General features: G+C 75.5%; 12 protein-coding genes. 6 read left to right on the forward strand and 6 right to left on the reverse strand.

What is annotated here, in order from left to right; genetic code table 11:
* Window positions 1-48: 48 nt before the first annotated feature.
* From IEZ10_RS23400 to IEZ10_RS23425, 6 genes are all read right to left on the reverse strand, one after another.
* Window positions 49-1,338, reverse strand: a complete 1,290-nt coding sequence (locus IEZ10_RS23400; RefSeq protein WP_189248649.1) for a hypothetical protein — start codon at window positions 1,336-1,338, stop codon at window positions 49-51.
* Window positions 1,329-1,676: an NADH-quinone oxidoreductase subunit A gene (locus tag IEZ10_RS23405; protein ID WP_189248650.1), complete on the reverse strand. Its 348-nt coding sequence runs from the start codon at window positions 1,674-1,676 to the stop codon at window positions 1,329-1,331. The genes IEZ10_RS23400 and IEZ10_RS23405 overlap by 10 nt, the downstream gene beginning before the upstream one ends.
* A gap of 225 nt (window positions 1,677-1,901) precedes the next feature.
* Window positions 1,902-2,945, reverse strand: coding sequence for an NrfD/PsrC family molybdoenzyme membrane anchor subunit (gene nrfD / locus IEZ10_RS23410; RefSeq protein WP_373287411.1), 1,044 nt, complete (start codon window positions 2,943-2,945; stop codon window positions 1,902-1,904).
* Window positions 2,942-3,910: a 4Fe-4S dicluster domain-containing protein gene (locus IEZ10_RS23415; protein WP_189248651.1), complete on the reverse strand. Its 969-nt coding sequence runs from the start codon at window positions 3,908-3,910 to the stop codon at window positions 2,942-2,944. Before IEZ10_RS23415 ends, nrfD begins: the two co-directional genes overlap by 4 nt.
* Before the next feature lie 4 nt (window positions 3,911-3,914).
* Entirely contained in the window at window positions 3,915-7,169 is a 3,255-nt protein-coding gene (gene fdh, locus IEZ10_RS23420) for a formate dehydrogenase (protein ID WP_189248652.1), read from the reverse strand.
* Entirely contained in the window at window positions 7,166-7,465 is a 300-nt protein-coding gene (locus IEZ10_RS23425) for a helix-turn-helix domain-containing protein (RefSeq protein WP_189248653.1), read from the reverse strand. The genes fdh and IEZ10_RS23425 overlap by 4 nt, the downstream gene beginning before the upstream one ends.
* 283 nt (window positions 7,466-7,748) lie before the next feature.
* Here IEZ10_RS23425 and ccsA (IEZ10_RS23430) point away from each other — a divergent pair, with 283 nt between their 5' ends.
* The 6 genes from ccsA (IEZ10_RS23430) to IEZ10_RS23455 all read left to right on the forward strand — a co-directional run bounded on the left by ccsA (IEZ10_RS23430) (window position 7,749) and on the right by IEZ10_RS23455 (window position 13,330).
* The gene (ccsA, locus tag IEZ10_RS23430; protein ID WP_189248654.1) at window positions 7,749-8,447 is read left to right on the forward strand and encodes a cytochrome c biogenesis protein CcsA; all 699 of its coding nucleotides are present in this window, start codon (window positions 7,749-7,751) and stop codon (window positions 8,445-8,447) included.
* A gap of 85 nt (window positions 8,448-8,532) precedes the next feature.
* Window positions 8,533-8,994: a cytochrome c maturation protein CcmE gene (locus IEZ10_RS23435; RefSeq protein WP_189248655.1), complete on the forward strand. Its 462-nt coding sequence runs from the start codon at window positions 8,533-8,535 to the stop codon at window positions 8,992-8,994.
* Window positions 8,991-11,267, forward strand: coding sequence for a cytochrome c biogenesis protein CcsA (gene ccsA / locus IEZ10_RS23440; protein WP_189248656.1), 2,277 nt, complete (start codon window positions 8,991-8,993; stop codon window positions 11,265-11,267). Before IEZ10_RS23435 ends, ccsA (IEZ10_RS23440) begins: the two co-directional genes overlap by 4 nt.
* A gap of 118 nt (window positions 11,268-11,385) precedes the next feature.
* A complete protein-coding gene (locus IEZ10_RS23445; RefSeq protein ID WP_189248657.1) occupies window positions 11,386-11,988 on the forward strand; it encodes a TlpA family protein disulfide reductase in 603 nt (200 codons plus the stop codon).
* On the forward strand, window positions 11,985-12,926 hold the full coding sequence (locus IEZ10_RS23450) for a cytochrome c-type biogenesis protein (RefSeq protein ID WP_189248658.1): 942 nt from the start codon (window positions 11,985-11,987) through the stop codon (window positions 12,924-12,926). Before IEZ10_RS23445 ends, IEZ10_RS23450 begins: the two co-directional genes overlap by 4 nt.
* Window positions 12,923-13,330: a cupredoxin domain-containing protein gene (locus tag IEZ10_RS23455; protein ID WP_189248659.1), complete on the forward strand. Its 408-nt coding sequence runs from the start codon at window positions 12,923-12,925 to the stop codon at window positions 13,328-13,330. Before IEZ10_RS23450 ends, IEZ10_RS23455 begins: the two co-directional genes overlap by 4 nt.
* The last annotated feature ends 91 nt before the right edge of the window (window positions 13,331-13,421 follow it).

A 13,421-nucleotide genomic window follows, 5' to 3' on the forward strand; every position in this document is an offset into this window, starting at 1 on the left:
CCGGGCACGGACCGTTCACTCTTCTCAGGAACAGGCCGTCCTCCTGTCTCAGGCACGGGCCGCCTCCCGTGACGACGGGGCCTGGTCGAGGTCCGGGTCCAGGCTCGCGATGATCAGCCGTGCGGCGGCCAGCTCGGCTCCGGCGAGCAACCCGGGCATCACGGACAGCACGGACAGCACGGGAGACACGGGCGGCGCGGCCGGTGACGCCGCGGGGGGCCGCCCGCCCACCGGTCCGCGGGGCCCCTCGTCGCCGGTGAGGCGCGTCCCGTCACCCAGGCCGCGCAGCGCCGCCTCCGTCCGCGCGAGCCACCCCTCCAACCGGCCCGGCACGTCACCCCGGTCCGGCCCGGCCGGACCGGGCGCGCCCCCGGCCGTCCCCGGGCCGCGCGGCGCGGACCCGTCCCCGGTCGTCCCCGGGCCGTCCGGCGCCCCGCCGCGCACCCGCCCGTCCCGGCCGGGTGCGGGACCGATCGTTCCCAGGCCGCGCAGCATCCAGCGGAGCGTCCGCGAGCGCCGTACCCGGCGGGTGAACCGGGTGACGTCCCCGGCGATCTCGCCGCCCGCCCGTTCCCACAGCAGGCGGTCGCGCAGCCGCCGCGCCCGGGACGCCTCGGCGTCCCAGCCCGCCACCGCCAGCAGCCGCCCGAGGCTGTCCAGGTGGGCCGCGGCCGTACGGCGGGCGGCCTCGTCCCGCGTCACGGACCGGCCCCGCGCGGCCTCCAGCCAGGGCTCGTCCCAGAAGCGTTCCTCTCCTGCCCCGCCGAGGACCTCGACCCGGGCCTCCTGGACCACGTCCCCCTGCGCGACGGTCTCGACCAGCAGGCCGGCCGGCCAGTCGGGGAGCACCGGGCCCAGGGGGAGGCACAGCCGGTCGAGGGCGAGGCCGTCGCGGTCGGGCCCCCGGCCGGCCATCTCCAGGCCGCCCGGACCCCCCATCCCGCTCCCGTGATCTTCGTCCTGGCCGTGGTCGCCGCCGGACCGGCCGGTGCGCCGGGCCACGTCGAGGCGTTGCGCCCGGCCGTCGGCCAGGTGCCGCGCCGCGCCGTCCAGGGCGGCGGTCACCCGCTCCGGCGGCAGGTCCCCGGGCAGGTCGGCCCGCGCCCTGGGCGCCGGCATGTCCGCCCAGACCACCTCGACCGCCTCGGCGAGGGCGGCCCCGGGCGAGCCGCAGACCACGAGCAGGTCCGCCTCCGCCGGTGAGCGTGCCGCCGGCCAGCCGCGCCGCGTCAGCTCGGCCTCGGCGAGCAGGCGGACGCGCGTCCCGTGGGGCACCCCGGCGAGCAGCGGGCGCGGCCGTCCCGCCGCGTACCGGAGAAGCCGTTCGCTCAGGCCCACCGCAGCGCTCCCTCGCGCCAGGCGTACACGACCCCGGCCATGAGCAGGGCGAGGAACGCGAACATCTCCACCAGGGCGCCGGCGCCCGTCTCGGCGAGCACCACGGCCCAGGGGTACATGAAGATCATCTCCATGTCGAAGGCCAGGAAGAGCAGCGACACCGCGTACCAGCGGGCGTGGAACCGGGACAGGGCGTGCTCCCGCGGCCGGTTCCCCGACAGGAACGGTCCCGCCTCGACCGTTCCGGGCAGCCGGACGAGCAGGGCGAGGGTGTGGACGCCGCAGACGCCCCCGGCGAGGAGGATCAGCACGACGAGAACGGCGGCCCAGGCATCCATGCGGCTCCTTCCGTCGTCGCGGTTCCGCGCCTCAACGGCACGGGAGGCGCCGCCGGAGTCGCCGCCGGGTCGGCCGGACTCCGCTCGGCCACCCGAATCCCCGGGGGCGTCGGCCCCCACCCGGCCCGCCGGGCCGCCGCCGGCCGCGTTGCCGGCCGGCCAGCCACGAGGCGGCGCAGGTGAGCAGGACGACGGCGGTGAACGGCAGGTATTCGATGATCTTCTTCACGTGACGGCGCCCTCCGTCTCGGCCCGCGCGAGCCGCGCCCGCTGCGGTTCCACGGTGTACCTCGGGTCCCGGGACGACGACATCCCGGCCTGGAAGATCCCGAAGCGGGTGGAGATCGCACCGGCCAGGAGCGCCGCGCCGCCCGCAGCCGCGGCGGCCCGGCTCCGGCGCCCGGCGGTCATCCCCGTGACGGCGCCCGCGAGGGACAGCGCCTGGCCCACGCGCAGCAGCCGGCCGCCGAGGCCGTGCTTCAGCGGTTCGGCGACCGGGCCCAGCCGGTGCTCCATCAGCTTGGTGGCGGCGAACTCGGCCGCCGCGCCCGCCAGGGCCGCGCGGCGGGCCGGTCCCGCCTCGCCGACCGGCGCGGCGAGCATCCCCAGCCCGCCGGCCGACGCGGCGGCCGACCCGGCGAACAGGAACGGCATCTCCCGGTACCCGTCGTGCCAGGCGGGCACGGCGGTGTCGGAGATGAGGGCGGCGGTGTAGGTCGCGACCAGGGTGCCGGTCAGCCCGGCGCCGACGGTGGCGGCGCGGCCCAGGCGCGGGAACCACCCGGTGACCGCGGTGGCCGCGGCGACGCCGGCCTGTGGGCCGTACCCGCTCAGGATCCAGGTGCCCATGCTCATCGGTGAGATGACCTTGAACACCCGCAGCATGTGCAGGAACCGTCCGGGCCGGCCGAGGTCGTGGATCAGCGCGTACAGCGAGCCGCCCAGAGCGCACAGGGCGCCGGTCTTGCAGGCCCGCGCCAGATGCGGGCGGCCGGTGAGCTCACCGGCCGCGGCCAGCGTCGAGGACGCCCCGGCCAGGCCGCCGAGGAAGAGATATCCGGCGATGTCGTGAGCCTTCCAGGTCGGCTCGTTGATGACCGCCTTGCCGTAGTAGGAGCGGAACTCCGCCTCGGGGACCATGAGCCGCTCGCCGCGCTGCCGCCGCCGGGGACGGCCGGCCGCGCCGACCACGGCCTCCCGCTCCGGCCGCAGACCGGGGTCGTCGTCCAGCCGGACGTCGGTCTGGCTTCCGGCCTGCCCGTCGCTCACCGCCCACCTCCCAGTGTCACCATGACGATCCCGGCCAGCAGCGTGACCGCCGCCAGTCCGACGTGCTTCCACATCGACGGCAGGTCCCGGGTCGTCACCACCGGGTCGGGCGGCAGGCCGTACACCTCGGGCTCGTCGAGGAGCAGGAAGAACGCGCCGGACCCGCCGACCCCGTCACCCGGGTCGTGGCCGTACAGCCGGGCCGACGCCATCCCGGCGTCCCGGAGCTGGTCCAGGCGCCGGGCCGCCCGGTCGCGCAGCTCGTCCAGCTCGCCGAACTGGATGGAGTCGGTCGGGCAGCTCTTGGCACAGGCGGGTTCCTGGCCGACACCGAGCCGGTCGTAGCAGAGCGTGCACTTGTACGCCCGGCCGTCGTCCTCGCGCTTGCCGATCACCCCGAAGGGGCAGGCCGGCACGCAGTAGCCGCAGCCGTTGCAGATGTCCTCCTGCACCACGACCGTGCCGAACTCGGTGCGGAACAGCGACCCGGTGGGGCACACGTCGAGGCAGGCGGCGTGGGTGCAGTGCTTGCAGACGTCGGAGGCCATCAGCCAGCGGAAGTCCATGTCCCGCGCCTCGCCGGGCGGCGCGCCGGGCGAGGCGGGGGCGGGCATGCCCAGCGACGCCGGGTCGCGGGTGCGGGCCGCCGCGGCGGTCTGCTCCGGCACGTCCGCCGGGCTCAGCCACGCCTCCTGGTGTCCCAGGCGGCGCGGCTGCTCGATGAACGCGACGTGCCGCCAGGTGTCGGCGCTGAGCCCCGCCGTGTTGTCGTAGGACATGCCGGTGAAGATCAGCCCGTCCTCGGGGACGGCGTTCCACTCCTTGCACGCCACCTCGCACGCCTTGCAGCCGATGCAGATGCTCGTGTCGGTGAAGAAGCCCACCCGTTTCGGGTGGTCGCGGTAGCCGCCGGCGGTGGCCGGGTCCTCCGGGCCGGTGAACAGCCGGTCCAGGTCGAAGGTCATCGCCTCATACCTCCGTGCCGGTGCGCTCGGTGACGCCCGCCCGGCGCCGGTACTCGGCGACCAGCGCGGGCAGGGCCGGTCCGCGCGGGCGGCGGCCCGGCCTGATGTCCGCCGAGAACGCCTTGACCTCCTGGATGTGGGAGTTCGGGTCCAGGGCGATCGACGACAGCTCGTTGGCCGCGTCGCCCGCGCTGAGCCCGTTGGGCCCCCAGTGGAACGGCAGGCCGATCTGGTGCACCACCTGGCCGTCGGCCCGCAGCGGCGCCATGCGCTGGGTGACCAGGACCCGCGCCTCGACGGCGTTGCGGGCGGTGACGATGGTCGCCCAGCCGCCGTGCTCCAGCCCGCGCTCGGCGGCCAGCTCCGGTGACACCTCGCAGAACGGCTCCGGCTGCAGCTCGGCCAAGTAGGGGGTGTTGCGGCTCATCCCGCCCGCGGTGAAGTGCTCGGTGAGCCGGTAGGTGGTGATCACGTACGGGTAGACCGACGCGCCGGGCTCGTCCCCGCTGGGGTTGTAGCGGTTGTGCTCGTGCGGGTAGACCATGCGGGCCGGGTTGCGCTGCCGCCCGTACAGCGGGTTGGGCACCGGCGAGTCCTGCGGCTCGTAGTGCGTGGGCATCGGGCCGTCGATCACGCCGGCCGGCGCGTACAGCCAGCCCTTGCCGTCGGCCTGCATGATGAACGGGTCGATGCCGGACAGCGCCTCGACGCCGGTCGCGTCCTCGGGCGGCCGGTAGTCGGGCCGCTTCGTCCTCTCGAAGTCGGGGACGTCGTAGCCGGTCCACTCGCCCTTCTCCTCGTCCCACCAGACGAGCTTCTTGCGCTCGCTCCACGGGCGGCCGTCCGGCCGGGCGGAGGCACGGTTGTACAGCAGCCGCCGGTTGTCGGGCCAGGCCCACGCCCACTCCGCGGCGATCCAGTTCTGCTCCCCGGCGGGTTTGCGGCGGGCGGCCTGGTTGACCCCGTCGGCGTACACCCCGCAGTAGATCCAGCATCCGCAGGCGGTCGAGCCGTCGCCCTTGAGCTGGGTGTACTTCGAAAGCGGCGTCCCGTCGGCGTCCCAGCCGTTGATCTCGGCGAGCACGGCCTCGGCGACCGGTTCGGCGACGCTCCCCTCGACGGGGTAGTCCCAGGTCAGGTCGAGGACGGCGGCGTCCATCGGGTCGGTGGAGCCGGCCAGCCTCTCCCTGATGATCCGCCCGAGGTGGTACATGAACCACAGGTCGCTGCGGGCGTCGCCGTCCGGTTCGACGGCCGCGTGGTGCCACTGCAGCATCCGGTTGGTGTTGGTGAAGCTGCCGCTCTTCTCGGTGTGCGCGGCGGCGGGGAGGAAGAACACCTCGGTGGCGATGTCGGCGGTGCGCAACTCCCCGGTGCGGATCTCCGGGCCGTCCTTCCACCAGGTGGCGCTCTCGATGAGGCTGAAGTCGCGCACCACCAGCCAGTCGAGGTTGGCCATGCCGAACCGCTGCATCCTGGCGTTGGCCGAGCCGACCGCGGGGTTCTCACCCAGCAGCAGGTAGCCCTTGCAGGTGCCCTCCAGCTGGGCCATGACCGTGTCGTAGGTGCTGTGGCTGCCGGTCAGCCGGGGCAGGTGGTCGAAGCAGAAGTCGTTGTCGGGCCTGGCCGCCGGCCCCCACCACGCCTTGAGCAGGCTCACCATGTAGCTGTTCATCTCCGCCCAGAACCCCTTGTGGGTGGCGTCGGCCCGCAGGAAGTCGCCGAGGGTCTCGTGCGCGTGGGCGTGCGGCATGGGGATGTAGCCGGGCAGCAGGTTGAACAGCGTGGGGATGTCGCTGGAGCCCTGGATGCTGGCGTGCCCGCGCAGTGCCTGGATGCCGCCGCCGGGACGGCCCATGTTGCCCAGCAGCAGTTGCAGGACGCAGGCGGCGCGGATGAACTGCGAGCCGTCGCTGTGCTGGGTCCAGCCCACCGCGTAGACGAACTCGGCGGTCCGCTCCGGGCCGGAGTTCTCCACCAGGTGCCGGCAGACCTCGGCGAACAGCTCCCGCGGAATGCCGCAGATCCGCTCGACCATCTCCGGGGTGTAGCGGGCGTAGTGGCGCTTGAGGATCTGCAGGACGCAGCGCGGGTCCTCCATGGTCTCGTCGCGCCGCGGGGTGCCCTCCAGGGCCGCGCCGCCGCTTCCGTGCATCTCGCCGCGCCCGGCCGAGCTGATCGACGAGCCGTGACGGGTGCGCCTGTCGTACTCCTCGTCGCGCTTGCCGGAGGCCGCGACCACCGTCATCCCCTCGTACTGCCAGGTGTCGGTGTCGTAGCCGCGGTTGTCCGGGTCGAAGCCGGAGAAGAGCCCGTCGAGGTCCTCGGTGTCGCGGAAGTCCTCGCCGACGATGGTCGCGGCGTTGGTGTAGTTGACCACGAACTCCCGGAAGTAGAGGTCGTTCGCCAGGACGTGGTTGATGATGCCGCCGAGGAACGCGACGTCCGTGCCGGCCCGGATCGGCACGTGCAGGTCGGCCAGGGCGCTGGTGCGGGTGAAGCGCGGGTCGACGTGGATGACGGTCGCGCCGCGGGCCTTGGCCTCCATCACCCACTGGAAGCCCACCGGGTGCGCCTCGGCGAAGTTGGAGCCCTCGATGATGATGCAGTCGGAGTGCTGGAGGTCCTGCATGAAGGTGGTGGCGCCTCCCCGGCCGAACGACGTGCCGAGCCCGACGACCGTGGAGCTGTGGCACACCCGGGCCTGGTTCTCGATCTGCACCACGCCCAGCCCGGTCAGCAGCTTCTTGATGAGGTAGTTCTCCTCGTTGTCGAGGGTGGCGCCGCCGAGGCTGGCGATGCCCATGGTCCGCGCGGTCCGCTTGCCGTCGACCTCCCACTCCCAGGTCTCCCGGCGGGTGGCGATGATCCGGTCGGCCACCATGTCCATCGCGGTGCCGAGGTCGAGCTCCTGCCAGTCCGCGGCGTACGGCGCCCGGTAGAGGACCTTGTGCATGCGCCCGGAGCCGGTGGTGAACTGGAGGGTGGCCGCGCCCTTCGGGCAGAGCCGGCCCCTGCTGACCGGGGAGTCGGGGTCGCCCTCGACGTGCACGACCTTCTCGTCGCGCACGTAGACGTTCTGGGCGCAGCCGACCGCGCAGTACGGGCAGATCGACTTGACCACCCGGTCGGCGGTCGCCGTGCGGGCCTCCAGCGAGGCGCTGCCCCGTGACTTCACCGCCGCCGCCCTGCCCAGCCTGTCCGGGCCGGTGAGCTGCCGCAGGACCGGCCACGAGCCGATCCCGGCCGGTGGGTTCACCGCTTCTCCCCCGCGTCCGCCGCGGCCTGCATCTGCGGGTCGCCCCAGGCCCGGCGGCGGACCCACCGGTGCACGTCGCCGCGGCCGGTCGGGTTGATCTCACGCGGGTTCACCAGGCGCTGGGAGCGGGAGGGCAGCACGCCGGGCCGCCCGCGGGTGACGGTGTCGCCGCCGTCGGCCGGGATGCCCGTCGCGATCAGGTACGCCTGGCCCGCCGGGACGCCGAGGATCCCGGCGATCTCCTCGTAGTCGCGTCCCTGTGACAGCAGCCGCAGCACCTGTTCCTTGCTCGGCATCATCCCTCCCGCCGCCTCGCCCGGCCTACCCTGCTCCCTCCCACCCCCTCACGCCGTGGAATCCCCCGCGTACGCGTTGATCAGGCAAAATCCGGGCGATCGCGCGGACCGGGGGCCCTACGGGGACGGACCGCACGGTCTCTGGGCACGGAAAACAACTGACAAAGGTCTCCCGCCCCGGGGTGTGGCGGATTGTGACGCCGGAGCCGCCGGACTGGAGTGGGGGCGGCAGACGAAGGCCGTCTTCGCGGCCTCACCGAGCGCACCCGGCTGGAGCGGAACATTGCCTCACCGCGACACGTGCCCCCACTCCGCGGTCGCCGCCCTGGCGGCCTCCGCCGCCCTGGTGACCGGTCTCGTCCTCGCGCCCGCCGACGCGGTGCAGGGCGAGGCGCAGCGTCTCATGTACGTGCACGTCCCGGCGGCCTGGACCGCCTACACCGCGTTCACCGTCACGGCGGTCTCCGGCCTGGCCGTCCTGGCCCGCCGCGGCACGGTGTGGGACCGGGTGGGCCGGGCCGCCGCGGAGCTCGGCGCGGGGATGACGGCCCTCGCCGTGGCGCTGGGCATGATCTGGGGGCGGCCGGTGTGGGGCGTCTGGTGGACGTGGGACCCGCGCCTGGTCGCCACGCTCGCCATGCTGCTGGCCTTCCTCACCTGCCTGGCGGTGCGGCGGTGGCACGGCGACGCCGCGCGCGGGGCCCGGGGCGCGGCCGTCGCGGGGGTGGCCGGCTTCGCGATGGTGCCCGTCACGCACTTCTCCGTCCTGTGGTGGCGGACGCTGCACCAGCCTCCCTCGGTGCTGCGCCCGCCCGGGGACGTGCCGGTGGACCCGCCGATGCTGGCCGCCCTGGCCGCCGGGGTCCTGGCGTTCACCCTGCTCGGATGCCTGGTGGTCGCCCGGCGGGTCCGCGCGCTGGACGCCGCCGCGGCGGCCCCGGCGGAACACGTCAGCCGCGCCGCGCTGGGGAGGGCCGCGTGACCGGCTGGGGATGGGTGTGGGCCGGTTACCTGCTCACCGCCGCCACCTGGACGGCGTACCTGCTCCGATCGGGCCGGCGGCCGTCGTGATCCCGCCCCGCCGACGGCTCCGGCGCCCGCCGTCCGCTCCGTGGACGCGGCGCCGCCCGCTCCCGGACCGGGTACGGCGCCGCCTGCCGCTGCTGCTCGTCGGCGTCGCCGCGCTCGCCCTCGGCGCCCTGGCGTTCTCCGGGATCGGGGACGGGATGGTGTACTACCGCACGCCCACCGAACTCGCCGGGCACGACGCCGGGCCGGCCGGCCGGCTGCGGGTCGGCGGGCTGGTGCTGCCGCACTCGGTGCGGGCCGAGGGGGACGCCCTCCGCTTCCGGCTGAGCGACGGCGTCGGCACCGTGGAGGTGCTCCACCGGGGCGAGGTCCCGCCGGTGTTCCGCGAGGGGCAGGGGGCCGTGGCCGAGGGCGTGCTCGGTCCCGGCGGGGTGTTCCGCTCGGACCGCCTGATGGTCAAGCACTCCGACGAGTACCGCGCCGCGGAGCCGGCCCGGTGAAGTGCCTGCTGGGAACGCTCGCGCTCTGGGCCGGCGCGGCGGGTTCGGCGGTCGCCGCCCTCGCCTGGGCCGGCCTCGCCGGACGCCGTACGGCGGTGGCCGCCACGGCGGCGGCGGCCGGCGGCGCGGCGGCGGCGTTCGCCGTCCTGGAGTGGGCCCTGCTCACCCGCGACTTCCAGGTCGGATTCGTGGCCCGCAACGGCGGGCGGGGCGTCCCGCCCTACTACACCTTCACCAGCCTGTGGTCGGCCGTCGAGGGCTCGCTGGTGCTGTGGGCGCTCGTGCTCACCGGGTGCGCCCTCGTCACCGGGCTCGGCCGGGACGAGGGACCGCACCGGCGGATCGCGATGGCCGTGCTCATGACGCTGTGCGCGTGCTTCCTCGCCCTCGTCCCGCTGGCCGCGAACCCCTTCCGGGAGGTCGCCGTTCCCCCTGCGGACGGCCCCGGGCCCAATCCCCTGCTGCGCGGCCACCCCCTCATGGGGATCCACCCGCCGCTGCTGTACCTCGGCTACCTCGCCCTGGCCGTGCCGTTCGCCCTCGGGGTCGCGAGCCTGGTCGCGGGGCACGCCGGACGTCCGGTGGTGCGGGCGATGCGGCGGTGGACGCTCGCCGCCTGGGCCGCGCTGACCGCCGGCATCGTGCTGGGCGCCTGGTGGTCCTACGGCGTGCTCGGCTGGGGCGGCTACTGGGAGTGGGACCCGGTGGAGAACGCCTCGATCGTCCCGTGGTTCACCGCGACGGCGTCCCTGCACTCGCTGGCCGTACGGGATCGCCACGGCTCGCTGGGGCCGTGGGCCGCGGCGCTCGCGACGGCGGGGTTCCCGCTGGCGCTGCTGGGGACGTTCCTCACCCGCGGCGGGGCGGTCGCCAGCGTCCACTCCTTCACCCGGTCAGCCGTGGGCCCGCCGCTGCTGGGCATCCTCACCGCGACCCTCATCGCGACCTGCGGCCTGCTGGTGTGGCGGGCCGGGCGGCTCCGCCGGGCCGGGGAGGTCCCCGGCGGAAACGGCCGCGGGACGCCGGTCGGGAACGCCTCCGGCGACGGCCACGGGACACCGGTCGGGAATACCCCCGGCGGAAACGGCCGCGGGACGTTGGTCGGGGATGCACGCGGTGACGGCCGCGGGACGTTGGTCGGGGATGCACGCGGTGACGGCCGCGGGACGTTGGTCGGGGATGCACGCGGTGACGGCCGCGGGACGTTGGTCGGGGCCGGTGTCGCGCTGCTGGTCACCCTGGCGTTCACCGTGCTCCTCGGCACCCTGTACCCGCTGGTCGTGAAGGTTCTCGACGGGGCGGACGTCTCCGTCGGCCCGCCGTACTTCAACCGGGTGACCGTCCCGCTCGCCTTGGCGCTGCTCGTGCTCATGGCGGTGGCCCCGCTCATCCCCCCGAACCGGGCGCGACCGCCGCTGCGGCGGCTGGCCTGGCCGGTCGCGGCGGGCGCGGCGACCGTCGCGGCCCTCGGCTTCGGCGGACTCGGCGGACTCGGCGGTTCCGGCGGCGGTCACGGGCCCCTGCCACTGGTGGCCTTCGGGCTCGGGGCGTTCGTCCTCGCGGCCACCGCGCTCCGCGTCCGCGAGGTCGCCGGGCGGCACGGCCCTGCCGCGCCGGTCCGCGCGTCCGTCCGGCGGCGGCTGGGCGGCTCCGCCGTCCACGCGGGGGTCGCGCTGGCCGCCGTGGCGGTCGCCGGCTCCTCGGCGTACACCCATGACACACGGGGACGCCTGGAACCGGGGGACGTCCTGCGGACCGGCGGGTACGTCCTGCGACTCGACGGCGTGGAACGGCGGCGCGACGCCGACGCCATGTCCGTCGCCGCGCGGGTGAGCGTCTTCGAGGACGGCCGCCCGGCCGGGACCCTGCGCCCGTCGATCACCTTCTACCCGGCGAGCGGCGCGCCCCCGGTCGGCGCCCCCGCCGTGCGCACCGGGCCGCTGGCCGACCTCTACGTCACCGTCTCGGAGGTGGATCCGGCGGACGGTACGGCGGTGCTGCGCGCGGCCGTCAACCCGCTGATGGCCCTGCTGTGGGCATCCGGAGCCGTGATGGTGCTCGGCGCCCTGGCGGCCCTGCCCCGCCCTGCGGCGCGGCGCTCGCGGTGGACGCGGTGGGCACAGCGGACGCGGCGAACGCGGCGAACGCGGTGGGCACGGCAGGCGCCGTCCGTGCGGACCGGTGGGACCGGGACACCCGCCGTGACTGTACGGGAGGACCCGGGCGGATCCGGCGTGGACGGCCGCGAGACCGTGGGAGGGCAGGTCCGGTGAACCCGACGAACCCGACAGGGCAGGTCCGGTGAACCCGACGAACCCGACAGGGCCGGTGGACCCGGCAGACCCGATGGGTCCGGCGAACCCGGCTGATCCGGCAGGTCCGGGGAGTCTCATGGACCCGGCCGGTCCGGTGGACACGGTGGATCCGCCGGCCCCGGCCGGTCCCTCACGGAGGTGGCGTTATCCCGCGCTGCTCCTGGTCGCCGCGGCGGTGATGGCCCTGTCGGCGATCCTCGCCCGCGGTCTCGCGCGCGGACCGGTGGAACCGGCGGTGCCCGCCGACCGGCCGGCCCCGAAGCTGTCCGGCACCACCCTGGACGGCGCGCGGTTCACGCTCGGCGAGCTGCGGGGACACGTCGTGCTCGTGAACGTCTGGGCGTCCTGGTGCGAGTCGTGCCGTGAGGAGTTCCCACTCGTCGTGGAGACCGCGCGGCGGCTCGGCCCGCGAGGACTGCGGATCGTGGGGGTGGACACCCGCGACACCCGGGAGGCCGCCCGGCTGTTCCTGCGCGAGTCCGGCGTGACCGGCGTGACCGGCGTGAACGTCCCCGTCCAGCTCTTCGACCCGGACGGCCGGCTGGCCCTCGAACTCGGCGTGCTCGGCGTGCCGGAGACCTTCCTGGTCGGCCGGGACGGCCGGATCGCCGACCGCGTGCTCGGCCCGGTGACACAGCGGTGGATCGACCGCGCCGTACTGCCCCGGCTCACGCCATGAGACGCCGGCTCGCGGTCGCGGGGCTGATCGTTCTCGTGGCGCTCGCCTGCGCGGCGGTGTGGCGCGCGGGCCGAAGCGAACCGGCCCTCGGCGAGCGTGTCATGGAGGTGGCCGCGACGCTGCGCTGCCCCGACTGCCAGGGGCTGTCCGCCGCCGAGTCGCCGTCGAAGCTGGCCGGGGCCATGCGCGCGGAGATCGGCCGCCGGCTCGCCCGGGGCCGGGATCCCGAGTCGATCCGGGAGTACTTCGTGCGGCGCTACGGCGAGCGGATCCTGCTGTCGCCGCCGATGTCCGGAGCCTCGGCGGCCCTGTGGGCGCTCCCCGTCGTCGTGCTGGCCGCGGGCTGCGCCGCCGTCGTCCGCACCGCCCGCCGGGAGCGTCCCGTGACGCCTGCCGCAGGACGCTCCTCCGGAGCAGGTGTTCCCTCGCCGAGGTCCCGTGCCGGGCTCGCCGGGGCGGTCCTGCTGACGGCGGCCTGCGCCGGAGGCGTCGCCGCCGCGACGCTCGCCCGGCCCGACGGCGTTCCGGCCCCCGCCCCCGTCGTCTCCGCCGCCGCTCCGAGGGCCGGGGAACCACCGGAGAGCCCGGACTCCCTGCTCGCCCTCGGCCGCCGCCTGGACGCCCGCGGTGAGACCGGACAGGCCGTACAGGTCTACCGCGAGGCCGTACGGCTCAGCCCACGCGACCGCACGGCCCGCCGCCTCCTCGGCCTCGCCCTGATCAGGGCCGGGCGGCCCGCCGAGGCCGTACCGGTGCTCCGCCCGGCGGCCAGGCGTTCCCCCCGCGACCCCGATGTCCTGCTGGCGCTCGGAGCGGCGGAGATCACCGCCGACCCGCCGGCCGGGCGGCGGACGCTGCGGCGGTTCCTGCGGTTCGCCCGCCCCGGGCATCCCGCGATCGCCGCGGTCCGCCGCGTCCTGAGAGAGGAGACCGCGTGATGCGGCGTTCCCTGGTCGTCTCGGCCGTCCTGGGCCTCCTGCCCCTCCCGGCCGCCGCCTGCGGCGGTCAGGCGACGACGGTTCCGGCGGGGGAGCCGGTGTCCCGGACGAACGTCGGGCTCACCGAGTGGCGTGTGGGCGTGCGGGACCCCGTGCTCGCCCCCGGCAGGGTCGCGCTCGACGTCACCAACGCCGGGACCACCGCCCACGACCTCGTCGTCACCGGACCCGGCGTGTCCGCCAGGACGCCCGTGCTCCCTCCGGGGGGCACCTTCGTGCTGCGCTTCACCGCCCGGCCCGGAACCCGCCTGGAGCTCTTCTGCTCCGTCGCCGGCCACGACGGGATGGGCATGCGCACCCACGCCAGGGTCGCCGGCGTGCTCGCCGGGGCCATCGGCGCGTGAACGTCCCGGCCGTGACGCGGGTCGTCTCGGCCACGGCCCGGAGCCCGTCCCGAATCCGGGTTCCCTCCCAGGTCCAGACCCGGTTCCCGGC

The organism is Streptosporangium pseudovulgare (assembly GCF_014648055.1).
Taxonomy (GTDB): domain Bacteria; phylum Actinomycetota; class Actinomycetes; order Streptosporangiales; family Streptosporangiaceae; genus Streptosporangium; species Streptosporangium pseudovulgare.